The organism is Allobaculum sp. Allo2, from assembly GCF_022701175.1.
Lineage (GTDB): Bacteria > Bacillota_I > Bacilli_A > Erysipelotrichales > Erysipelotrichaceae > Allobaculum > Allobaculum fili.
In genome coordinates, this window is the sequence record NZ_CP078088.1 from 1,972,357 (window position 1) to 1,994,490 (window position 22,134).

31 protein-coding genes, 1 tRNA gene and 2 pseudogenes are annotated in these 22,134 nt (G+C 48.4%); 12 read left to right on the plus strand and 22 right to left on the minus strand.

What is annotated here, in order from left to right; translation table 11 throughout:
* Positions 1–161 precede the first annotated feature (161 nt).
* The 15 genes from KWG61_RS11155 to KWG61_RS11220 are packed head-to-tail and all read right to left on the minus strand — an operon-like array spanning position 162 to position 7,554.
* Positions 162–551 (minus strand): hypothetical protein, encoded by a 390-nt coding sequence (locus KWG61_RS11155; RefSeq protein ID WP_242743767.1) that lies wholly within the window; start codon positions 549–551, stop codon positions 162–164.
* A complete protein-coding gene (locus KWG61_RS11160; RefSeq protein WP_242743769.1) occupies positions 548–1,558 on the minus strand; it encodes an AAA family ATPase in 1,011 nt (336 codons plus the stop codon). Before KWG61_RS11160 ends, KWG61_RS11155 begins: the two co-directional genes overlap by 4 nt.
* Positions 1,468–2,229, minus strand: a complete 762-nt coding sequence (locus tag KWG61_RS11165) for a PriCT-2 domain-containing protein (RefSeq protein WP_242743771.1) — start codon at positions 2,227–2,229, stop codon at positions 1,468–1,470. Before KWG61_RS11165 ends, KWG61_RS11160 begins: the two co-directional genes overlap by 91 nt.
* On the minus strand, positions 2,230–3,249 hold the full coding sequence (locus tag KWG61_RS11170; protein WP_242743772.1) for a helicase-related protein: 1,020 nt from the start codon (positions 3,247–3,249) through the stop codon (positions 2,230–2,232).
* Entirely contained in the window at positions 3,246–3,923 is a 678-nt protein-coding gene (locus KWG61_RS11175; RefSeq protein WP_242743774.1) for a DEAD/DEAH box helicase family protein, read from the minus strand. Before KWG61_RS11175 ends, KWG61_RS11170 begins: the two co-directional genes overlap by 4 nt.
* A 6-nt stretch (positions 3,924–3,929) precedes the next feature.
* Entirely contained in the window at positions 3,930–4,118 is a 189-nt protein-coding gene (locus KWG61_RS11180; RefSeq protein ID WP_242743776.1) for a hypothetical protein, read from the minus strand.
* Complete coding sequence (locus KWG61_RS11185) at positions 4,115–4,477, minus strand: hypothetical protein (protein WP_242743778.1); 363 nt, start codon at positions 4,475–4,477, stop codon at positions 4,115–4,117. Before KWG61_RS11185 ends, KWG61_RS11180 begins: the two co-directional genes overlap by 4 nt.
* Before the next feature lie 25 nt (positions 4,478–4,502).
* Positions 4,503–4,907, minus strand: coding sequence for a hypothetical protein (locus tag KWG61_RS11190; protein WP_242743779.1), 405 nt, complete (start codon positions 4,905–4,907; stop codon positions 4,503–4,505).
* A gap of 1 nt (position 4,908) precedes the next feature.
* A complete protein-coding gene (locus tag KWG61_RS16380) occupies positions 4,909–5,316 on the minus strand; it encodes an AAA family ATPase (RefSeq protein ID WP_256460675.1) in 408 nt (135 codons plus the stop codon).
* Positions 5,313–5,552, minus strand: a complete 240-nt coding sequence (locus KWG61_RS16385; RefSeq protein WP_256460676.1) for an AAA family ATPase — start codon at positions 5,550–5,552, stop codon at positions 5,313–5,315. The genes KWG61_RS16380 and KWG61_RS16385 overlap by 4 nt, the downstream gene beginning before the upstream one ends.
* A 13-nt stretch (positions 5,553–5,565) precedes the next feature.
* Positions 5,566–6,354 carry a hypothetical protein gene (locus tag KWG61_RS11200; protein WP_242743781.1) on the minus strand — a complete coding sequence of 263 codons (789 nt, stop codon included), beginning with the start codon at positions 6,352–6,354 and terminating at the stop codon, positions 5,566–5,568.
* Positions 6,333–6,866, minus strand: coding sequence for an AAA family ATPase (locus KWG61_RS11205; RefSeq protein ID WP_242745679.1), 534 nt, complete (start codon positions 6,864–6,866; stop codon positions 6,333–6,335). Before KWG61_RS11205 ends, KWG61_RS11200 begins: the two co-directional genes overlap by 22 nt.
* Before the next feature lie 13 nt (positions 6,867–6,879).
* Positions 6,880–7,044, minus strand: a complete 165-nt coding sequence (locus KWG61_RS11210) for a hypothetical protein (protein ID WP_230267071.1) — start codon at positions 7,042–7,044, stop codon at positions 6,880–6,882.
* A 12-nt stretch (positions 7,045–7,056) separates the two neighbouring features.
* Positions 7,057–7,266, minus strand: coding sequence for a hypothetical protein (locus tag KWG61_RS11215; RefSeq protein ID WP_230267072.1), 210 nt, complete (start codon positions 7,264–7,266; stop codon positions 7,057–7,059).
* Positions 7,267–7,320: 54 nt separating this feature from the next.
* On the minus strand, positions 7,321–7,554 hold the full coding sequence (locus tag KWG61_RS11220) for a helix-turn-helix transcriptional regulator (protein WP_242743783.1): 234 nt from the start codon (positions 7,552–7,554) through the stop codon (positions 7,321–7,323).
* Positions 7,555–7,679: 125 nt separating this feature from the next.
* Between KWG61_RS11220 and KWG61_RS11225 the strand changes: the two genes are divergently transcribed.
* The 3 genes and pseudogenes from KWG61_RS11225 to KWG61_RS11230 all read left to right on the plus strand — a co-directional run bounded on the left by KWG61_RS11225 (position 7,680) and on the right by KWG61_RS11230 (position 9,185).
* Complete coding sequence (locus tag KWG61_RS11225) at positions 7,680–8,015, plus strand: helix-turn-helix domain-containing protein (protein WP_242743784.1); 336 nt, start codon at positions 7,680–7,682, stop codon at positions 8,013–8,015.
* Positions 8,016–8,138: 123 nt separating this feature from the next.
* A pseudogene (locus KWG61_RS17670) lies at positions 8,139–8,246 on the plus strand (Arm DNA-binding domain-containing protein); the annotation flags it as partial.
* 147 nt (positions 8,247–8,393) lie between these two features.
* On the plus strand, positions 8,394–9,185 hold the full coding sequence (locus KWG61_RS11230) for a site-specific integrase (protein ID WP_242743786.1): 792 nt from the start codon (positions 8,394–8,396) through the stop codon (positions 9,183–9,185).
* Between the two features lie 65 nt (positions 9,186–9,250).
* Here KWG61_RS11230 and KWG61_RS11235 read toward each other — a convergent pair.
* Positions 9,251–9,327, minus strand: a tRNA-Pro gene (locus tag KWG61_RS11235).
* A 447-nt stretch (positions 9,328–9,774) separates the two neighbouring features.
* On the opposite strand from KWG61_RS11235, the gene KWG61_RS11240 reads away from it, so the two are divergent.
* The 6 genes from KWG61_RS11240 (at position 9,775) to KWG61_RS11265 (ending at position 12,265) form a co-directional block, all read left to right on the plus strand.
* Positions 9,775–10,011 (plus strand): hypothetical protein, encoded by a 237-nt coding sequence (locus tag KWG61_RS11240; protein WP_230267076.1) that lies wholly within the window; start codon positions 9,775–9,777, stop codon positions 10,009–10,011.
* A gap of 42 nt (positions 10,012–10,053) precedes the next feature.
* Positions 10,054–10,242, plus strand: a complete 189-nt coding sequence (locus KWG61_RS11245) for a hypothetical protein (protein WP_230267077.1) — start codon at positions 10,054–10,056, stop codon at positions 10,240–10,242.
* 39 nt (positions 10,243–10,281) lie between these two features.
* Positions 10,282–10,710 carry a hypothetical protein gene (locus KWG61_RS11250; protein WP_230267078.1) on the plus strand — a complete coding sequence of 143 codons (429 nt, stop codon included), beginning with the start codon at positions 10,282–10,284 and terminating at the stop codon, positions 10,708–10,710.
* A gap of 47 nt (positions 10,711–10,757) precedes the next feature.
* On the plus strand, positions 10,758–10,979 hold the full coding sequence (locus KWG61_RS11255; protein ID WP_230267079.1) for a hypothetical protein: 222 nt from the start codon (positions 10,758–10,760) through the stop codon (positions 10,977–10,979).
* Positions 10,980–11,253: 274 nt separating this feature from the next.
* On the plus strand, positions 11,254–11,781 hold the full coding sequence (locus tag KWG61_RS11260; RefSeq protein WP_242743787.1) for a hypothetical protein: 528 nt from the start codon (positions 11,254–11,256) through the stop codon (positions 11,779–11,781).
* 184 nt (positions 11,782–11,965) lie between these two features.
* Positions 11,966–12,265, plus strand: coding sequence for a hypothetical protein (locus KWG61_RS11265; protein WP_230267081.1), 300 nt, complete (start codon positions 11,966–11,968; stop codon positions 12,263–12,265).
* Between the two features lie 241 nt (positions 12,266–12,506).
* Here the strand turns inward: KWG61_RS11265 and KWG61_RS11270 are convergent, their stop codons facing one another.
* Positions 12,507–12,755 carry a hypothetical protein gene (locus KWG61_RS11270; RefSeq protein ID WP_242743789.1) on the minus strand — a complete coding sequence of 83 codons (249 nt, stop codon included), beginning with the start codon at positions 12,753–12,755 and terminating at the stop codon, positions 12,507–12,509.
* Between the two features lie 832 nt (positions 12,756–13,587).
* On the opposite strand from KWG61_RS11270, the gene KWG61_RS11275 reads away from it, so the two are divergent.
* The 3 genes from KWG61_RS11275 (at position 13,588) to KWG61_RS11285 (ending at position 14,842) form a co-directional block, all read left to right on the plus strand.
* Positions 13,588–14,250, plus strand: a complete 663-nt coding sequence (locus KWG61_RS11275; protein WP_242743791.1) for an AEC family transporter — start codon at positions 13,588–13,590, stop codon at positions 14,248–14,250.
* The gene (locus KWG61_RS11280) at positions 14,247–14,477 is read left to right on the plus strand and encodes a hypothetical protein (RefSeq protein ID WP_242743792.1); all 231 of its coding nucleotides are present in this window, start codon (positions 14,247–14,249) and stop codon (positions 14,475–14,477) included. The genes KWG61_RS11275 and KWG61_RS11280 overlap by 4 nt, the downstream gene beginning before the upstream one ends.
* Before the next feature lie 86 nt (positions 14,478–14,563).
* Positions 14,564–14,842, plus strand: a complete 279-nt coding sequence (locus KWG61_RS11285; protein WP_230267084.1) for a hypothetical protein — start codon at positions 14,564–14,566, stop codon at positions 14,840–14,842.
* A 971-nt stretch (positions 14,843–15,813) separates the two neighbouring features.
* On the opposite strand, the gene KWG61_RS11290 is transcribed toward KWG61_RS11285, so the two are convergent.
* From KWG61_RS11290 to KWG61_RS11315, 5 genes and pseudogenes are all read right to left on the minus strand, one after another.
* On the minus strand, positions 15,814–16,941 hold the full coding sequence (locus KWG61_RS11290; RefSeq protein WP_242743794.1) for a hypothetical protein: 1,128 nt from the start codon (positions 16,939–16,941) through the stop codon (positions 15,814–15,816).
* Between the two features lie 341 nt (positions 16,942–17,282).
* A complete protein-coding gene (locus tag KWG61_RS11295) occupies positions 17,283–18,830 on the minus strand; it encodes an ATP-binding protein (RefSeq protein ID WP_230267087.1) in 1,548 nt (515 codons plus the stop codon).
* A gap of 771 nt (positions 18,831–19,601) precedes the next feature.
* Positions 19,602–20,120: a hypothetical protein gene (locus KWG61_RS11300; protein ID WP_230267088.1), complete on the minus strand. Its 519-nt coding sequence runs from the start codon at positions 20,118–20,120 to the stop codon at positions 19,602–19,604.
* Positions 20,121–20,407: 287 nt separating this feature from the next.
* Positions 20,408–21,828 (minus strand): annotated as a pseudogene (locus tag KWG61_RS11310) (MFS transporter).
* 152 nt (positions 21,829–21,980) lie between these two features.
* Entirely contained in the window at positions 21,981–22,133 is a 153-nt protein-coding gene (locus KWG61_RS11315) for a hypothetical protein (RefSeq protein ID WP_242743796.1), read from the minus strand.
* Position 22,134 lies beyond the last annotated feature (1 nt).

Genomic DNA, 22,134 nt, shown 5'->3' on the forward strand with positions numbered 1-22,134 from the left:
GGTTAGGGACTTGGGACCTGTCAGGGTGGGACTGGGACTCATACCCCTTTAGGGGTAGGAAAATCCCACCCCTAGGACTTTCTGATTTTTCAGAAAATCCCACCCTGTTTTTTCGAGGGTAGGACTAACGTAATTTCAGGAAAATCCCACCTAAAATTACGTTAGCTAGGACTTTCTGATTTTTCAGAAAATCCCACCCTCGTAACCTGCCCGTCATTTCGGAGGTATTGGTCTGTGTTTTCGTTCAAAAACTGTCTAATTCTTTTTCTGCTGAGCCCTGTTTCTTCCTCGATATCTTTCATTTGAGCTGACCCAGACTCTTCGATGAGGTCATCAACTGTTCTTTTGATGGCCTTATCCGTATCAATCTTCTTAGCTGCTTTTCCGTCTTCAGCCTTGTTAAGGGGCGTCTTTTCACTGTCTCCACGCAGTGCTTGGAACTCTTCATCTGAGTCCCATACGTGAATGGGGTAGTTGAACCAGACGTTGAACGGCGGCTTGCTTTCGAAGTTTCTGAGGGTCATTTCTACCCGCAGGCCGGTCGCTTTCATCCATGACTGGTCCCCTTCTGGGCGGCCTTTTTCTTTCGAATGGCCTCCGGGACGAAGAGAAAATCAAGGTCAATGGCTGCGTCTACATCGCGTCCGATGACGCCAGATCCGGACCCTCTATCAAGCGCCCGCTTGCCGTACTGGCTGCCTTTCGCGTGATGATGGGCGTACACCAAATTGGCTCCGGTTTCTTTGCAAAGCCGGTCAAACTCTCTTAACATCTCGTTTACGTCCTTAGCCGCATTTTCATCGCCAGCCTGGATCTTGTAGATCGGATCGACGATGTAGAAATCTGGCGGGTTGGCCATGCTTTTGTGGCGCTTTATGATGCTGTCCACCATGGACTTTGTAGTCACCGATGAGCCTCGAAGATTCCAGATTGAGACGTTTTCCACGCCGTCCATGCTGGACCGCCTGAGCGCCTTCCATACGTCCATGACCCTCACAGCGCTGTTCTCTTTGGTCAACTCAAGATTGATGTAGACGGCTCTTTGCTTTGCACATTGGAAGCGCCCCATCCACCATGAGCCCGTGCCTAGAGCCACCAGCAGCTGGATCAGCGCGAAACTTTTGCCGGCTTTCGACGGTCCTGTGAGCACCAGCTTTTCGCCTCTCCGCAGCACGCCTCTGATGGTCTCCGGCGGCAGTTCTGGCGGATCTTTAAAGATATCCGCCAGTGATTCATACTCCGGCAGGCTGTCGATCTGGACGTTTTCAGCCCACTCCTGGTAGCTCCTCTTACCGATATTGACCGACAGCAAAGACTGCTGTTTGTCGCCTCGTTCGCATCCAGCCAGTCTAGTCAGTCTGGAAGGATTCTTGTTTTGACTATCGAGGACAAGCCCCTGATCGGTGCAGGCTTTGAAAATGACTCTTACCCGCTCCGCGTACTCCGCCGCGTTCTGGGCGTCTACCTTCACCAGAGCATGAGCGCTTTTACTGCCGGACAGTGTGAGCGTCGTGATTGGCAGCTCAAGCCGCTTGTAGATCTCAATTTGTTTATCCAAAGGCATCGAATCCGACTCAACCAGGACGTGCTTGAACTTGGTTGTGTTCTCGTTTTTACACCCTTTCCGTCCATCGGATTGAGCCGCAACCATACACCTGCCTGCTTATTTCTGTCACCAATGAAACTGTCAAGGCCGCCCTTCAGGAAATCGAGAATCTGGGAAAGCGAGTAAGAAAAACCTTTATTTCCCGGCACCCACTTTCCACGGTCTTCTTTATAGATCGCTTTAGTGACGATATTGACCTGGTCATCCGGGTCAAAAAGCGCTTGCAGCTGAAGACGTGCTTGTTCTGCCGGATCAGCAACCATCGGCTTTGTAGGATCGATAGTTATCTGATAGTTCTCAAGAGCGTACTCTTCGCCTTCCTCCAAGCTCAGAAAAGAGATGGCGGCATTGTCTGGCGTTTTCTTGGACTGCCATCCGCCCTTCTTTGCCAGGTGAGTGATCGTTGCTCCGGTAGTGCCAGAGCTGTTAAATGTGTTCCATTTCAGTTCACATTCGCCGTCTTTATAGCGATCATCTGCGCGCGACCAGCTGTCCCAGATGTTCACCGGCAGGTCCTCCGCTTTGATGGCCATGCCGACCTCGACCCACTCCGAGTAGCTGAGAGCTGCGGGATCAATATAGGCCAGCATGTCTTTGATCAATGCTTCTTTGTCGATTGCCATCTATTCTAACCTACCAATTGATTGCTGTATGCACTCTTGTCTGCCATCCACTCTGCGGCGCTGGCGTGCGGCTTTAGATCTCATAGAGAGCGGAACATAGTCGGCAGGCCTTCCAAAGCTGTAAGGTACCCGCCAGCCGTTTTGCGCGATCTCATCGATCAATTTGGAAGCCTCACTGAACTGCCATTCGCCGACACGCTGGAATCCTTTGCGTTCCAACATCCGAATCTGCTTTGGTGTCGTGAGCCCTGCTTCTCTGCGCTTCTGAAGCTTGTCCAGAATGAGACGCGCTTTTCCGCATGTCTCTACCTCATCCGGGTTGATGCCCCATTTTTCCAAAGATGCCTTTTGCTTGTCGGTCATCGGCTTGAGCTCCCATGCAAATGTCTCTTCGTAGCTGGCCAAATCATTTGAACTGATGGACATCTCCCACTGAAGCGGGTCCACAAATTTTGATTTTCTGGTTTTCAGCTCTCGCAGATGCTCAGCCAGAGCCGCTTCACGCTGCCGAACTACGTCAGACTCTGCCTCAACCTCAAGCTCCTGAATGTCTAAACCTTCGATGAGCATGGGATCGTCCGCTTTGTCTTCAAGGATCTCAGTCATCCTTTTCTGAACCTTTGCATCATCTGAGATCAGATGGGCAGGATGGCAGAGCTCCATGCGTTCCGAGTGCCAAAGGAAATCAAGAAGCAGCACATACTCTTTACAAGGTGCCAGACGGGTGCCACGGCCTACGATCTGGGTATAGAGTGCGCGGATCTTGGTCGGTCTGAGGCAGATCACGCAGTCAATTGATGGACAGTCAAAGCCCTCCGTCAGCAGCATCGAGTTGCACAGGACGTTGGTTTTGCCTTCCTCAAAATCTCTAAGCTTACGCTGTCTGGCCTCCGGGAAATCAGTCCCGGAAATCTCTTCCGCGTGGAACCCTTTGCGGTTAAGAATCTCTTTGAACTTTCTGCTGGTTGCGATCAGAGGCAGAAAAGCGATGGTTTTCCGGTCTCTGCAGTACTCCGTCATTTTGTCGGCGATGGCCTCAAGGTACGGATCCAGCGCCTCTCAAGCTCTCCGGCTGAAAAATCGCCACTGCTTTGAGATACGCCACTGATGTCGATGTCGAGTGGGATCGTTAATGCTCTAATTTTTGAGAGATATCCATCGCGGATCCCCTGAGCGATGGAATATTCAAAAGCGATCGAATCAAAGACTTTTCCAAGATTTCGCTTGTCGCCTCTGTCTGGCGTAGCGGTTACGCCCAGAATTTTTGCCTGATCGAAGTGCTCTAACACTCTTTGATAGCCGTCAGAGAGGGTATGATGGGCCTCATCGATTACGATGGTGTCAAAGTAATTTCTGCGAAACTTTGAAAGTCTTTTGGGAGATTGAAGTGTCTGGACAGAGCCGACAACTACGGGCGTTGCCGGCTCATCCAGACAGCTGAACTCTGCCTTTTCAAGGGCTGTATCGAGTCCAGTCGTTTTCTTGAGCTTGTCGGATGCTTGATCCAGCAGCTCTTTTCTGTGAGCAAGAATCAGGACCTTTTCGCCGTTTTCTACTAACCGTTTGATTACGTTGCAGAAAACGATAGTTTTGCCTAGGCCAGTAGCCAGGACTAAAAGCGTTTTGCGATGGCCCTGCTCCCACTCTTGGAAAATCGATTCAACCGCTTGCTTTTGATACGGTCTCAGCTCCATGGATCATTACCATTTGGTAGTACCGCTATTCCAGGTTGTTGATGTAGCAGCTGGATTCTGCGCCTGCCATGCTGGCTGTACTGACTGTACTGGCTGAATTGCCACACTTGCCTGGTAATGGTATTTCTGTTTTTCGGCTTCGACGTTTTCAGGGAAAATGAATGTCATACCCTGCCAGTCTCCACCGTTATTCATTTTTTTGTTTCGAGTTTCATCCATCCTTTGTGACCAATAAAACTACTCCATTTAGCCTTCACTTTTCCATTTGGTCCTACAGGCTCGCCAAGCGCCCTGAACAAAGATGCGATGCGCTGTTGGTTATATTTGGTGTCGAGCAGCTTAAATGTTTCTTTTCTCTGTTCTGTATGGCCATCAGGCATATACACGAGCATGTCAACAATGCCTGTCGGATAGGTGTTTGGATCGTAGTCGGTCGGCTCGTGCTGTCCATTTGTAACTCCCTGATACTTGAACTCGTAGAGCCCATCAGGAAGTGCAGAAGAAGCGGAGACTTCTTCTCCCTCGGTAAGTGAAATAAAAGTATTGTTTTCCATTTTTCTTTTCTCCTTTATTTGTCATTTAGAAAGGCAGGTCATCGCTGTCGATGCTGAGCATTTTCTCCTCTTCTGGGGTCCGGCGGGACAGGATCGCCTGGCTAAGCCCAGCCCACTGAGCGATCAACACCTGCTCAATGAAATCCGCTGGATATGCAGTCATTTCGACATGCTGACCGCCAAAGAAAGGCTGTCTGTCTACTGCCGTTTCAAGCTCCTGCGCGGTGATGCCTGTCTGCTCCATCAGCTCACAGAGTGTCTGAAACGATGTCATGGCCTGCGGCTGTGGCGCTGACGTTGGCTGAATCGATGCAGGCGCTGGCGATGGTGTCGGTGTGGGGGTTGGTGAAGGCGCCGGATCAGGGGTGCCCAAACACTTCGAGATCAGATCGATGAGCGGCTGCGGAAGCTGTTTGTTTTCAAATGGCATTTCACTGGGCAGATCCCAGCGGTTTTTCCGTCCCACATGGCGGAATGTTCAGTCTGGATGATCCGTCCGCCTGTTCCTGTAGCTCTGAACTTTTCGCCCTTTTATCGGTCTGAATGACGATATCGTCGAACTTAAGGAAGAAAACTCCGTCAGCCCACTCTTTGAGTGCCGCTGAAGTTTTGTTCTGGAGCTTGAGCTGATATCTGTCCCAGGCTCCCTGTTCATCTGGTGCCGTGAACGGCTTGATAGTAGAGTGGGCGGTGATCAGAATGATCACTCCCATCTCTTCAATTTCTGTCAGTTCGTCCAGAAACTCACGGAATGCTTTATCTAGGATGTTGTAAGACTTTCCGTGATCGTTCTGGCCTCCAAGACTGTCCCAATGATTGTTGATACAAAGATCTTTCAAAAGCGGCTTTCCAGCCAGTCAGCGGTATCAATGACAAGGGTGTCACCTGGAAGTTCACGTTTAAACTGTTCGATCTGGCCTTTAATTGCCGCCCAAGACTTCGGGCGCGGGTAGTACTGACGATCCTGCAGACTGTCGATCCATTTGGTCGATCCTTCACAGTCGATAAACCATGGACGAGGGAAAAGACTTGCAAAAGTTGTTTTCCCGACTCCTTCTTGGCCAAAAACGACCATGGCAAACGGATTTTTACCATTTGATATCTCCTCCATTCCATGCGGGATGAGCTGGCGTCGGCTGAGCTTTAGCGACTGTCACCACTGTTCCATCTTCGATGATGATTGAGCACTCATCCCCGGTTGAAACTCGTGTGGCGATCGCCTGCAGACCCTCAGCTTCAAGCCACTGGCCAAACTCTTCCATGGTCTGCTGATCCATCTGTTCGAGCTTGTCCAGGAGGACGAAGCCGCAGTTTGGATTCATTGCTCTGCAGATTGCTGCTGAGACTTTCAGCTGATCCGAGCCGCTCATGTTGTCCCAGCGCCGCCCTTTGTAGAGAATCTCGCCGTTTTCAACAGTCAGATCCGGCAGCGGAAGCGATGCAGATCTAAGCAGATCTAGTCGCTTTGCCCGGATCTGATCAATGTCATTGGACAGCGTCTGATACTGAAGGACGAGATCTTCGGCTTCTTTGAGCGCTTCCGATCTGCTGCGATTTGTGCGGATCTGCTGATTCTTTGAGTCAATTTCACGGAGGTTTTTCTCCAGTTCTTCCGTACTCTCGTCATACAGATCGAGCGCGTCACGTCTGGCCATTTCCAAGTCAGAAAGAAGTTTTGAGAGATCCGCCTTTGCTCGTTCAAGCGCCTGCTCTGCATCAGCAACGTTCTGCTGATACCTAGGGAGCAGCTGCTCGTACTTGCTTACGTTCTGGCGCTTGCGTGCGTTGTCCGCATTCTTAAGCAGGATCTCCTGCTGACGCTGAATCAGATCGGCGGCGCTGAGCTCAACTTCTCCTACTCCAGGGAACTGCGGCATTTCTTCAGCGTGAGCTTTTTGGCTCGTGCCTGACGGCCGACCCATGTCCGCTGATCAAATAGTTCCTTTTCTTCTTTTTCCATCTGTGTAAGCTGATCGCCTACGCCGATAATGGAAAGCAGATACTCCGCTTTTTCTTTGGAAGTAGCTTCCATGAAGCGCGGAATGTTCAGCGCCATTTCTCCGATAAGAGAGTCCAAGATTTTCTGGCCAGATTTCTGACCAGTCGGATCTGTGACCTTGAGGTCAGAATTTTTGCCTTTGCGCTCAACGATCAAGCCGTTGCTGAGCGTGATCTTGATTTCTGGATCTTGTACGGATCCAGCGCGATGGGGATCTGAAGGTTTCAGCTTGTTGCCGCCAAGCCCCCAGGCGATTGCATCAAGAACTGATGTTTTGCCCTGATTGTTTCGCCCGCCGATGATGGTCAGTCCATTCGGTGACGGCTCAAGCTGTACTGCTTTGATCCGCTTAACGTTTTCTGCTTCAAAGCTGGTGATTTTTACTGTCATCACTGTTTCCTTTCTATTCGTAGATGAATACGAGGCAGATCAGCTGCCAAATCCATCTAACAATTACAATCACGCCGACGATTTCGAGGGCGTATCTAACGAGCTCACCGACCGTCATGCTGTCGTTCTCGACTCGGTCGGCGAAGTTCTCGCAGAACCGGATGATTTTCTCTTTCATGCGTCCTCCTTCCTATGTCGATGCTCTCCAGCGCTTGATTGCGCCCTGGAGCTGAAACGCTTTGATGATTTCGTCGGTCAGGTATCCGAGTTCTGTTTTGCGAACTCCCTGCTCTTTAAGCTTCTTGTTTACTGTCGGCTTTGATCGGCCAATCAGCAGGCAGACTTCTTTGGTTTTCAGGTATGGCTGGTCAAGAATTGCCAGTCGCTCTTCGTTGGTCATCTCTTCTCCTATTTGCTTATATGCATTTTCTATTGCCTTTACGCAATATTGAGGTCAAAAAATTTCGCACGCTTCTTTCGCAGTCAGGCCAAGTGTATCGATGATAATTCTGATTTCATTTCGGGTGAAATCGCTCTTTCCGGACTTTTTCCGTGAATATGTCGATTCATCAATTCCGAGAGCGTCAGCCATCTTGCTTGATGTATACCCTTTTCGTTTGGCCAGATAATCAAGTTTTAAGCTGTCCATTTGATCGTCTCCTTTCATGTCTAAAACTAAGTGAAGCATCTTCAGTATAATTTGCCTTTACGCAATTTACAAGGCCTATCCGCAAGTTATTGGCGAATACGTAAATTTACTAGCGTTTACGCAATCCCATTGTGTAAACTGATAGACAAATGAAGGAGGTAATTATGAATATTGGAGAGTATTTGCGCGCTCGCCGAGAAGAAAAGCGACTGACCATATCAAAAGTAGCAGAATACGTTGGAGTCAGCGAAAGTACAGTTTCTCGCTGGGAACGCGGAATGATCGGCGAAATGGGCAGAACAAAAATTGCGAAACTATCAGAAATACTGGAAATCTCACCAGCAATAATCGTTGGTTTTGATGATTTCTCTAAATCAAGTAAAACAGTTCAAACGCAGTCATTTGCTGGCAATGTAACCATAGCGAACGGATCAATCAATCAGAATTTGCAAATGTCTGATCACGAACTATTAAAAAGATATTTGAGCAGAACAACTTAATTATCGAATTACTTAGAAAATAAAAAATTCCCTGAAGTGCTGGCCACACTACAGGGAAAGTATCCAATCGCGACGAAAGGACATTGATATTATGGCAATTCAAAAGAGAAGTTCAAAGGCAAGATGCGTTATCGCTTCAGGACGTACTACGATACTCCAGACGGTATCCATCGCCAGAAAAACTCAAAGTGGTACGATTCAAAGAAAGAAGCTGAAGCAGCAGAAAGAGAATTTTTAAGTCAGCCAGTCCAGGCTGAAAAGAAGGGCAAGACTTTCTCTAAATTGATGGATGCGTGGATCCTGGAAGGTGGGAGAGATAATACTGCCGCAACCAGAGATGATAAGCGCCGGATCCTGACTCTGTATTGCCAGTCAATCATGGATAAGAACGTTTTCACTATTACACCAGCGGACATTCGAAGCATTTTGGAAGATGAGCACTTCATCACTCTTTCGAGCTACCGGAAGAACAAGCTCTACACCGATCTGAACGGATGCCTGGAGTACGGCTGTGTCCATTGGGGGTTGCCAAGGAACCCGTTAAAGGGATTTCCACGATTCAAGGAAACAACGAAAGAAAAGCTGAAAGAAGTTGAGATTCTTGATCGTCACCAGTTCGCGGAGTTTCTTGGAGCAATTCCGGATAATCATCAGATCTACCGCGATCTGTTCTTCTGGCTGTACTGGACAGGTATGAGAGCGAACGAAGCGATGTCTCTGACGTTCTCAGATATCCAGCGAGGCCGCGCTAAAGTCTGGCGGCAGTGGGATAAAGATACAAGCGAATTCAAGCAGCTGAAGACCAAAGGAAGTGTGCGGGCTGTTCAGCTCGACGATGATCTTCTCGATGTCGTCGATCGGATCCGGGAACATTACGAAACCTTCGTACACTTTTCCGAAGACTGGTTCATCTTCGGCGGACCTCGTCAGCTTGCTTACACAACTGTACAGCGAATCAAGAACAAAGCGCTTGATGATGCAGGCCTGCCAAGAGTCAAGATTCACAGTTTCAGACACTCTCATGCGTCCAATCTGATCGACGCTGGAGTTCCGCTTTTCAAGATTTCGAAGCGTCTTGGGCACTCTTCAGTGTCGATGACAACGGACATTTATGGGCACCTTTTGCATGAAGAAGACGACGATATCATGAACGCCCTCAAGTTCAAATAAGACATTTTTAAGACATTGGACTAATCAAAATAAAAAGCCCCTTATATAAAGGGGCTGAATATTCGTGGTCAGGATGGCGGGATTTGAACCCGCGCTCTCTTGGTCCCGAACCAAGCACTTTACCAAACTAAGCTACATCCTGTCGTGCGTGATTTATATTATCACTTTATTTTGAAAAGGCAATGAATTGATCCAGAATTTTTCACTTTCCAGTTAGACGATTTTAACCTAAGTCATTCCATCCAGACATTAGCATTCCAGTTAGCCAGGAGGTATTCGAGAACATACAAGTTTGGACTGACAGACCAGACAACAATACAACAATATCGAGATAACACATGTTCATTCCTTCCAAATCTGTCAGTGCTCGCTCCATTCAGTTCACTGTCTTTTCCAGGAAACCCGAACATTTTCCCTTTTCACCCTCCCTGCCCTTCCGGCAATTCAGACCGCGTTAAGTCTTCGCATATGACGAATCGTATGCGGATTTTGCTTCTTTTGAAAGAATGATGTGATCTTTTACTATTGTCGTTATTACTTTGAATTGTAACTGTTAACTAAATGGAAGATCCCGGAAAGGAAGAAAAATATGAAGAACAGCTACAGATTCAGGGGCATCTGCCTGATCAGCGTCATGGCTCTGTCAGGATGTGCTCAGACTTCTTCAGCCGATCAGCAGGAGCGTCCCGCCCAGAATGAAGACAGCCTCCTTGCCGCCAGTCAAAGTGAAGAAAGCTCCTTTTCAAATCCTTTTGAAAGCACAGGGCGGTCACAAAGTACAGTGGACTGGCAAATCGGCCGCTATGAAGTTCAAAAATCTCTGTAAGCCTATTCCGACTTTAAAGACGGGAAAGGGTTTGGTGTAATCATGCCTACCTATTCCGGAGGCGACATGGTCGATATCGTGAAATTTGTTTCCGAAGGCAACTCTGTCTGGGCACAGACGAAGGAAGACTTCTGGATCTGTACAAGCGATGCCGGAGGGACGTACCTGATGAGCTGGACAGACGAAGATGAGGTTCGCCAGAACATGATGGATCGAATCGGCGGTGTCTAGCACGGCAATCAGGCGGAATGGGTCTTCCGTGATAATGAAGTGGAAGTGACTCTTGATGACAGCAATGGTTTCCACTCTGGCGAACGGGACAGTACCCTGTGGAGCATTCGGGATGAGAACTCCATCTATTTTCGAGATGTCATTTTTAACACTACCACCCTGCCCGATGGCGATCTGCTGCTTGAAGAAACGCAGGGAATTAACACCTTTCGTCTAAGAAGAAACCTTCCCGATCCTGGCACAAATATTCTGACCAGCGATCTCGAAGGATATTCCGAACCCGATCTGGCATCGGATACAGACAGCGGTCTGAAATTTCCAGCAGGCGCTTCCGTTCTGCTTGCGGCTTTCACTGTAGACCTGGACGGCAATCTCTGGGGATACTGCTACACTCCAGGTACATTCACCCCTGAGGTATGGCTGCTTTGTCAGGAAGCGAATGGATACTGGAATATCCGTGGACGATAGAAAGGAAAAATGCAGAAAATGAAGCGAATGAAAAAGCGGTACTGCTCATGATGGTTCTGACGATGACTGGATGTACTTCAGCAAAACCAAAAGATACTTCTGCTCAGCCAGAGGAACAGCAGTCTTTCACGCAGCCGACAGCGAGCGCAGAAGAAAATTCGAATAAAACGGTTTTTGCTGCTAAAGCAGATTTGGGAAAACTGGATGAACATCCCAAACGCTTTCAGGATCAGGGATGGATTATCAAAAAGGACGGTCTGTATGGATAAGTCGATCAGAATGGAGAAACCGTCGTCGACTGTCAGTACAAAAATATGCAGTATTTCACCGGCCCAATTTTTCTCATATTGAATCCCGTCTTCTGATCAATGACGACGATTGGGATCACTCCGCCCTGCTTCCTACAGCGCTGCCGCCAGAAGGCGCGTTTGGAGGAGGCGGCACGGCCCAGACGCAGCGCTACTATCTGACAGACGACCACAGCGTCATTCTCAGAGATTATACGGGGCTCTGCTCAGTTCTCCGACCTTCGCGCCGTCTGCGATGATGCGTCTCCGTATGGATGGTACAGAAGTGGAGGATGAAGCCAGCTCAGAATACTACCTATGGCTGCCGGAATTCGATCAGATCAGCGGGCCGTACAGTCCAGACCAGGCACTCTGTCTGGGTCAGGAAACAACAGCGAGCGGACAGTCAACCGCCTATATAAGACAGGAATTATCGAATCTGCTTTGCATTCACGCCGGTCAAGAGTATATGCTGCTCAATGCCCGCGTAAATAAGGCCGTCCTTGGCTTTGACCAGGGCGACTTTGTGGACTTCGATGCCATTGCCGGCAAAACCGGCGAAACCTGGTATTTGTTTGATGAAAATCTTGATCCGATCTATTGCGCCGACATTGAGAGCGGCGCTATGCCGATCGGTTCCAATGTTCCGATTCTCCAAAACGGAACCTGGCAGCTTGTGGATCTTAATGAGCTGCAGAATGCCAGTTATTCCAGCACTAAAGAACCCGAAATCGTAGAGCCCTATTTTGAAAAAAGAACCAGACAGCACTTGCCGGTTATCTGACCAATTACGATATGACGATACGCAGCCAGCCTGACCGTTCTTCCGCAGACACAGGTCTCTGCAGGGCAGGACATTATCTTCTTGTTCAGGAAACCTCGCAGGCCAAAGACGGATCGTTATGGGGCAAACTCTGGGATGGTCGGTATATCTGTCTGCAGGATGATGAGTATATGTACGCGCGCCAGTGGATCTGACGTGTTCCGATACGAGCACTTTTGAAGAACGTTTTGAGGATATTATTATCGACCACTATATGTGGCTGAACGAACCTTCTGGATTCTATTCCTGTATCACAGATGTTCAGCAGAACGGCCCTGTATTCACCTGTACCCTTCGTTATTCGGACGGTGAGGAAGAAGTCGCAAGGCGCAAAGCAGCCGGCCTCATGGTCTCCGCAAACGTTGCCGTGATGGACGTGTATGTCAACGTTTCAACCGGTGCTGTGAGCGATTCACTGCATCAGGATGACTGGAACTTCAAATAAAAGCCAATCCAGCCGGAGTTCGGATTTTGCAGATCCGAACTTCGTTTTTCCTTGTCCTGTCTTTCGTTAAAAACAAAAAAACGGATGAATGGAAAGCGTAAAGGCAGCAAGAACGGCCAAACGAGGCCCTCAGCTGCTGCATTTACTGTTTTCATTCATCCGACTTTCTCAGAACGACAGGCTTGTGCAGCTGTGTCCAGCGAAAGAAAGCGCAAATTTCTAAGTAAGAATTCGCGGAAGATTATGGCTTCAGCGCACTGAACTGATCCATGAGAAATTTCTTGGTGGTTACGGAATTGGTGAAGGCCGCATAGATGCATTTGCCCTGCTGACGAATCAGCCAGCTGGTTTCCGGCATGGCAATCCAAACTTCCTGAATATGCTCCCCTTCTTTTGAAAGCTCATAGGCGCTTTCTTCTTTTGGAAGGAGATACGCAAACGCTTTGCCGGCGGCTTCTTCGTCCGCAAACCAGGCGCAGACAATCCCCATTTTTCACCTTGTTCGGTAGAGTACTGCCCCATAGTCAGGTTTGTGGGGGTACTATCTCCAAAAATCGAGGTGCTGCCTGGCTGTCCGACTTCCACATACCATTCGGCATTGGAAAGTATGGAATTCAGGGTGTTCTGATCCAGGACCGGAACAAGATCGGCTTTTGCGACCGATACGGACGAAACCGAAGATTGGGAAGAAAGAGAAGATGAACGATCCGAATGAGAAGAACAGCCGCCAAGAACGAGCAGACCGCCTAAGAGGCATACGGGAATTCGTTTCATTTTCTTTCCTCCTTTCACACTGAGATGCCAACAGGGTTTGCGAACCCCTGAAAGCGGGAATAGTTTTTATACCCCGTTTTCTTTTCGAAAAGCGGGCCTCACCTATTTTATAGAATTTCTTTAAGAAAATCATCCTATCCGTTTTTCCGGTCCTGACCAGGCTCCTTACATTCTGTTTGCATCCTGGCAGAACGTTTAAAATACAGATCTCTTCATTAAAGGGATACAAATTCATTCCCTTCCTTTTCTCCTTGCAAACACCATTTCTAAGCCTCTTACGCGTCTTTATTTCGTCTGAATTGTGCTGCCGTCCCCGGATCTGATAAAGCATCGGATCCCGCATAAATCGGGAAATACGAATCCGTTTTCTGCAAATTTCCAGATTTCATTTTAAAGGTGAGGTATACGCGCTAGATTAATACCATATTCATTTTTTGATTCCAATCCATTCATTTTTTGATTCCAATCCGCAATAAGAGAGGTCACTCGTCTTTTGGCGGAACTTCTGGAGGTTTTATGATTGAGCTTCAAATCCAGCTTCTTGCCTTTTGCTGATCGGGTATTTTCTGGGAAAGCGAAAGATCATTTCCCGATCTGGTGCGACGCAGATCAATGCCCTGGTCATGAATCTGATTCTTCCCTGCTCCATTTTTCATTCGTTTCAGACCGCGCTGACGACAGAAATTCTGCAGTCTACCTTTTCCATTCTGATCATTGCGATCCTCAGCCAGATTCTGTTCATCTTTCTGTCGAGATGGATCTGGAAATGCGTATCCGATCCGGGAAAGCGTCTGAATCTTGAATACGGTACGGTATCCAATAATGCGGGGACGCTTGGACTTGTCGTCGGCCAGGCCGCTTTCGGGCAGGAAGGCGCTTTGTATACGTCGATTTATGCCATTCCCCTTCGCATTGTGATGTGGTCCTATGGACTGATGCTCTACAATTCGAAAAGCACCGTACGCTTTTCTGCGCTTCTGAAGAAAACCCTGACCAATCCATGCATGATCGCCATTTTCGCGGGAATTTTGATGATGACTGCTCAGAGTTTCGGATGGGTTCTGCCCGCTATGCTCGACAAAATCATCGCTTCCATCGGCAGCTGCAATACCGTACTGATCATGCTCGTGATCGGGATCATTCTTTCGGATATTTCCGTAAAGGATCTTTTGAACCTTCCGTTCTTCTCTATACTGCTTTGCGTCTGGTGATCATTCCTGCCGTCTGCCTGATGATCCTCGCTCTTCTTCACGTTTGTGCCATGCCTCTGATGATCGTAACGCTGGAAATGGCCATGCCGGCACCGGTGACAATGGCCATGCTTTCGCAGAAATATCAGGTCAATGAAGCCTTCGCCAGCAAGATGATTTTCCTCTCTACCGTTCTTTCGATGGTCACGCTCCCCGCCTGGACCGCCCTGCTCAAGCTCTGGTCCTAGCCGATTCCAGTCAGGCATTAGAAAGAGTTTTTCCTGATGGGAAGACTAGAATATTCGTGTAAGGAAGAAAGCGAGGCTTTATACCTATGAATAAAGATATTGTTCTTGAAACACAGTCTGAGCTGACACGTCCAGCCGTTGATCTGGCTGAGGAAATCTATAACCACCTGATCAAGGCACAGTCCGTTCTGGATCTCGTCAGCAATTCCATCGAAGAAAAGAACGCCGATAATAAACTGGATCTGGCATCCGAACTCAACTCCCTGGTTGCGGTATACGATGAACTCGAGCATGCTCTGGGTGACAGCGAGTCCGTTCTGAAAGCACTCAAGGAAGACGAAAAAGTCGACGAAAAGAACGCGTAGGTTCCCTGTCGCTGCGAAAATCCAATCACAGATTCTGCTCCCTTACGGGAGCTTTTCTTTGCGCCATGGAAATCCGCTCTGCTGTGACAAAGGCGGCCATTGTTTCCAAACACGATTTTGAGTTAGGCGTTCTGATTATTCCCTTGTATGATAAGGGTTAGGAAAGAAAAGAAAAACCTCTCTTGAAAGGCATTGTGAACGCCACCCTTCTGGCTGTCGTTATCTATTTCTGCGTACTAGGTGTACGGGCTTCCAACGTGCTTTCCTTTATCCCCTTTTAAACAGCTTCATTCAGTCCATTCCGCAGGCCAAACTGATTACGGTCTGCTTTCTTTGCGGCATCCTGTATCTATCGATCAACTGCTTCAGCAAGCTCGCTTCTTCGATTATCGCCGGCGCCGCCATTTTCATTGTGCTGTTCTGGTATAAAGATCTTCTTCCCGCATTATGGACATCTTTGCAGACTTTTCTGGCTGGCTGATCCCAGCTTTTTTGTGCCTTTCAACAGCTCATTAAGCGATATATTAGCGCTTCTGCAAAATGCAGTCCTGTTGCAAGGAATCGTTCAATCCTGAAAATTTGGGCATAAGGAGGCATTCTTTCCCAATGCATAAGAAAAGCGGGCGACTGGTTTACTGGCCAGCCGCCCGCTTTGGTTTTGAAATGGAATTTCGATCCTTCGACAAGGATTAGTAACAAGTTTTAAGCCTGAAATCAGTTTCCCTGATCGTTATGAAGACCAAAGGAACTTGCAGCGGCGTTGGCTGCTTCATCGCGCGGTGCAAGACGTGCAGCGTGCTGCTCGTGTTTGGAAGAATTTCCCGATTCTGGATCTTCTGCAGGATGGCTGAATTCTGTCTCTTCTTTGACAGCTGCCGATTCTTCGATCTCAATTTCCTTGCCGCTGGTCAGAGTTTCCAGATCGGTCTGCTCTACTGCAGCGACATCTGTTTCTTCTTCGGCCGTTTTCGTCAGATCCGGTTTTCCATCCGATTTGGCTGGTTTGTCTGGATCCGGATTGTTTGCAGCCGGATTGTTTGCAGCAGGTTGTGCGTGCAGCGCGTACGGATTGATGGATTCCGGCTTTTCTCTTCAGAAACCGGCGTCGCTTTCTTTTCTGATGCCGCATGGTCTGATGTGGGAATAACCGGTAAAGGATTCGAAGCCGGAGCAGAATTCACTTCTTCTCTGACTGGAGGAACGGCCTGTCCGCCGTTTGGAACAGGATGATTCGGATTCATCACTGGAGGAGCCATTGGAGCTTCTGTGGAAGGCTTTGTGTCCATGAGAATTTTTACCATGGCAGCGTAGCGATAGATCAGTGCGAATACGCAGATCGCCACGCAAAGGACGATGAGAAATGACATGATCAGAACGACCAGTACGGCCGGCAGGCCCAGAAGAGCTGCAAGCAGAATCAGTACGACGGCAAGCGCAACGCTGATCGCGACTATAGCCAGCGGAACAAGGCCAAGCTTCAGGCATTCGGAGACGGACGGCTTATAGCCTTTATTCTCATTTGCGATGGCACCGAGCTTATACAGACCGTAATACTCGATCGTCACGGTGAAAATATTCAGCGCTAGGAAGAGGAAGACCATCAGAAGAATCAGAACGGTCGCTCCGCCCAGCATTCCTGAAAACGGATCATTTAAAAAGTAATACAGATAATATTCGATCGAGCCATAGCCCAGAAGGGAGGCAATCAGGACGATAAACACGCCGCAGAATACGCCGATCAGCAGTTCGACCACAAACGGAATTGCGAGAAACCAGATCAGATAGGTACCCGCGAACGTTTTCAGATTTTTCCACGGATATTCGAAAAACGCAGTAATCATCTGCTGAAAATCCATCGGTTTCTGATCCACAACGGTCTCCTTGAGAATGTGGAAGGCAGATACAACCAGGAAGTAGCTGACGCAGAAGTTCAGCACAGACAGAAAAAACGTTAAGAAGCTGGACTTGCCAAAGATCCAGTTCAGCAGCAGGCTCCACAGGCCCATGAGAAAACTGACTGCAACGGCCAGTCCAATAAACAGGAAGAAACTTTTCTTCTGTTTCATCGCCTGATTCCAGGCGGATTTGAAACTCGTCATAAAACACCTTTCTTGTCCTTAAATCTCAGGACGAATAATTATAGGATGAGTTCATTTTACTTGGGATCTTTAAAGAACTCGTTAAAAATACATAAATTTATGAAAACACTTTACATTCTCCTGAAGATTGCCTGCGATATTTCTTTTGTCCAATCCTGTTTATAATTCACCCTATTTTTGTTTCAGCGGCATTCTCGTTTTAATTTCTGACGACGATTCATATGGAATCTGTAGCATAGAAAAAGCCGCTCGATCCGAATGCAGATCGTCAAGAGACGATGCACGCGCAAATCGAGCGGCTGTTTTGTTTCACAATAAGAGAAAAGCGGCGAAGAAGCGACTCAGGCCTGAGCGACTGTTCCAGAAAGATCGGCGACTGGCAGTTCAAGAATGAACACAGCGCCGTGCTTTCCGTCTTCCCGGTTGCGGGCCTGGATCGACCCGCCATGCGCTTTCATGATGGAATCGCAGATCGGCAAACCAAGTCCATAGCCGCGAATGGCTTTCTTATTTTTCGCCTTCGTCGTATAGAACATTTCAAAAATCTTATCGAGTTCCGCCTGGGAAAGACCATCGCCAAAATCCCGGATGAGAATTTCGGCCCTCGCTGGATTTCCTTTTGAGCGGCGAATGACGATTTCGATCGGCATGTCGACCGGCGAATACTTGTTGGCGTTATCGATCAGGTTGATCACGACCTGCTTGAGCAGCGAAGGATCGAGCTTGCAGGCGATCAGCTCGTCGGTATAAATCTTGTTGAGCTTGCGTTCCGGCAGTCGAATTTCCATCGTTTCCACAGCCGAATCTACGACTTCTTCCAAAATGTTGACCTGTGCCTTGATGGCGAAGTTGCTGTTCTGAAGCTTGGTTAAGGACAGAACGTTCTGGACGAGATTATAAAGCCAGATTGTTTCCTTTCGAATGTTATGGGCCATCTCGTACGGCGATGTTCCCGGTTCGAGCTCTTCCATAAGTACTTCCGCGGTTCCGGAAATGCCGGCCAGCGGCGTTCGCAGATCGTGCGAGATGGAGCGCAGCAGGTTGGTGCGATAGCGTTCCTGGCTGACCAGATGCTGGTCGTGCTGCTGAATACGCGCCAGGATGATTTTGTCAAAGGCAATAGCGGCTGTTTCGACCATCGTAGAAACCATCTGAATGTCCAGAGGAGTCATGCGATGAATCGTCTCGACGGGAATGGCGACCGCGGCGATGACTTTTCCGTTCTGGGAATACATCGGCCATTCGTACTGTGTTTCGTTAACGTAATAGCCTTTTGCCGGACGGCTTTTATATTCCGCAAAATCGCGATCGACATTCGTCACAGCCTCCTTATTCAGTCGGGAGTCTTCAAGAAGAACAAACGTGCGCAGCGGAACTTCGTTTTCGTCAAACTGAAGCATGCGGCAGTCGGTCTGAAATACGCTGGCTATATTGGTAAGGGTAATTTCGATGGCAGCATCGATGGACATCTCGCCGGAAAGGTCTCTGGCGAGATGATAGAGAACGTTCGTTTCCTCTTCCCACTTGCGGGCAAGGACTTCCCCTTCCTTGACTTTGCTGGTGATGGAAGAAATCAGTATGGAAACGATAAAGATGACACTGGCGGCCAGAATGAAATAGGGAGAAATCGGAGCCAGAGAGTAATGCGGTACGCTAATGAAGAAATTATAGGCGAACGTGCAGATCAGCGCAGAGAGAATTCCATACGCGTAACCGGTGCTAACGGAAGCGCAGATCACGACGACAAGCATGTAAATGCAGACGATGGTTTCTGCCGGGGCGCCGGTTTCGCGAAGCAGCTGTCCGATCAGAATGCCTGCCGCACAGACAGCCAGAGTGACCAGAACCTGAAAAAAGCGTTGAACGGCAGGGCTGCTGGACTTTTTCATTGCCACCCCTCCTTTTCTTCCTTCCAGTTTTTATCCGTTCTTTACATTCAATATAATCTTTAATTATTACAGACGCCATAAAATGACGGTCAAAATGCCGGTATCTAAGAAAAATGCGTATTTCCCGTTCAGGAATCATGATTTTCGCAGAAATGAGACGCGCTTTCCTAAGGAAAAGAAAACATTACGGATTTGGATTATTTTAAACGACGGATTACTGAATATTATTCTGTAAAGAATTGAATTCAGAAAACGCTTTTCTGAACTGGACGATTTGAACCGCTGTTTTTGCCTCACTGGCAGTGTTCAGTATAGATAGACAAAAAGAAAATTTTCTGACGCCCGGAGTCTGTTTTTTCTTACGGCAGGATAAATCTTTCATAAATTCCATAACGGAACCCCTCATTTTTTCAGAGGAAACCCACCGAAAAATGTAAAGAAAATCATACACGCAGGGCGATGAAAAATAACGGTCAGGATTCAGAGTTTACAGGGAATCTAAAGGAATTTCCAGACCTTTCAGTCAAAGAAATTCACTTTTGCATACCGAATGGAAACCGATAATCTCCCATGGACAGATCTGCTTTTCCTGCCCTGGTCCGACGATCAGGCAAACCCGTATTTTTCGATTGGATCCGGGTTGTATTTGCGGGCATCTTCTGTCTGTTGAACAGAAACGAAAACAGCGAAGAGACGGTTTGCATACGCTCTTCGCTGTTTAACTTCTTAGCGGGATCCGGCAGGCAGTTCCGGCATGCCGATCGTTTCTTCTTACTGCTGTTCTCCGGTGAAAACGACTTTCTTGTCGTCGCCGCGGCCGTAGGCAATCGCATCTTTCACGTATTTCTGATAGGTGGCGCCCATGCGGTCTTCGTATTCGACAAAGGAAAGATCAAAGCCGTTGTCTTCGAAGTACTGCGCAGCCGCATACGCTGCTGCGGCTTCGCTGCCGGCGAGAACCGTCATCATAATGACACGCGGAAAGCCGCGGTATTCTTCGGTACAGATTTCCTTGAAGGCTTCCGCTTCGGTCATGGAATGATAGGCAGTCGGAATGTTATTGGTCTCGAGCAGTACCTTTTTCATATTATCTGGGTTGTCGAGATACAGACCGACCTGCTGGTAGCAGTAATCAAGAAGTTCCTGATAGGTGTGCACATCCGCCATGCCGGAAGCTTTGGAGCTGATCGCCTTGTAATTGGCTTCCATCGCTTTATACGTATCCGCGATGACCTGCTTTAAGATCTCTTCACTTAAAGCTTCGCGAATTGATTTTTGAATTTGTTCCATCCTGGTTTCCCTCCTGTCTTCTATGATAAATCGCCCATCTGACTTTTTGCTTTACTTTGACCTTTTCGAATTGCGTCCGAAGTTTCGCTCAAAGACGGGCCACAAGCGGCAAAGCAAGCAGACCGGAGAGGCGGACAACGCACTAAACGCGACAAGAAGACAGGCTAGAGGAAAAGGCATGAACATTCACAGCCGCAGGTAAACCTGCTGCGAAGTTCTGGAGATCCAAAAAGGCATTCGCCTTTTCAGGGAACGCCTTCAGTGAGAATTCAGTTTGTGCAATCGAATTACTTCGAAGCCTGTGCTCTTTCGTGGAGCGCTTCTTTGATTTCGAGTACTTTCTTCTTGCCCAGCGGGTACCAGAAGATGAGGATCAGAGCGATCAGAATGTAGCAGATGCCAGGAACCAGAGTCGCAACGCTGTAGATGCTGTTGAGAACTTCCGGAGTCTGCGTAACAACCTGACCAGCTGTGGAAGACTGGTAGCCGATCCAGGTCAGTACGAAACCGCCAAGGCCGCCGGCCAGAGCCTGACCGATTTTACGAGCGAAGGAGTATACGCCGTAGATGGTACCGCCATCGTTGTGGCCTGTTTTATACGTCTGGTAGTCAATGATGTCGGTGATGAACGCCCAGATCATCAGGTTGAACAGACCGGATCCCATGTTTGCAAAGAGCAGGAATCCAACAAATACCCATGGGTTGGAAATCTTCAGGAAGAACATGATCAGATACAGGGCGCCGGCAAAAATCAGGGCAGCGGATGCAGATTCTTTCTTACCGAATTTTTGGTCAGCGTTCCGGAGAACGGAGCCAGAATCAGCGTGCAGGCTGTGGAAAGCAGACCGGCAGTGGACATTGCCGTGATATCACGGAAGTAGTCCTGGTAAAGATACATGTTGAAAGACTGAGTCAGAAGCATCGAGAGCAGCAGGAGAATGGCTGCAGCGATGATGGAAACGAGCGCGCGGTTTGTAGCGAGCGCTTTAACAATGTCACCCATCGTCTGTTTCTTGCCTTCCGGCTTATCTACAACGATGCGCTCTGTGGACCAGGAGTAGCAGAGGTAGTAGCAGATCAGAGCCAGTACCGCGAATACGCAGGCAACCATGAAGACTTTGTTGCCGTTCATAACCTGATCGCCGTCTGGCAGCTTGTCGTAGATGATCATCGGTGTCAGAGAACCAACGATAGCACCGGCGAACGCAGCGCCAAGGGAGCGGAAGGTAGAGAGAGAAGAACGCTGAACAGGATCGTCAGTCAGTACAGCAGCCATCGATCCGTAAGGAATGTTGATGGAGGTATACATGAAGCTTCCCCAGAGAATATAAGTAACGAAGATGTAAACAATTCGCCATGCCATAGGCAGGTTAGCTACCCATGGTACGAACAGAAGGATACCGGAGCATACCACCGGGATCATCATGCGTTTGATCCAAACGCGGTAGCGGCCGTCAGCGTGAGCGACAGCGCGGTCTACGAGCTGACCCATACCGATATCGGTGAAGGCATCAACACAGCGTGCTACGAGGAACAGAGTTCCGACAATGGCTCCCGATACACCCAGGACGTTTGTGTAGAAAATCGTCAGGAAGCTGGACGCCATGATAAAGAAGAAGTCGTTGCCTAAATCACCCATCATGTAGCCGATTTTGTCTTTCAGACCGAACGGCTTCAGGGTAATATTTGCAGGATTTTCAATTTTCATGCGATATAACCTTTCGTATTTAAGATGCGGATTGAATCAATCTGTAAGCCCGCCTTTTCCTGACTAGAGTTCTGGAGTCATCAGCAGCTCCGGCCAGGACGGCAGACGTAAAGCGGTAAAACGTGCGCATTAATGAAACTGCGGGATTACCCTTATTTCATAATTTTCTGAAGCTGAGAGTTGATGTAGTTGATCTTGCCTTCGAGCACTTTTGGATCCGGTGCCTGACCTCCAAAGCCAGTCATCATCGTGGCAAGATCCGAGAATTTCTTCGTTACAAACATGCCGAGCATAGCCGGTTTCATA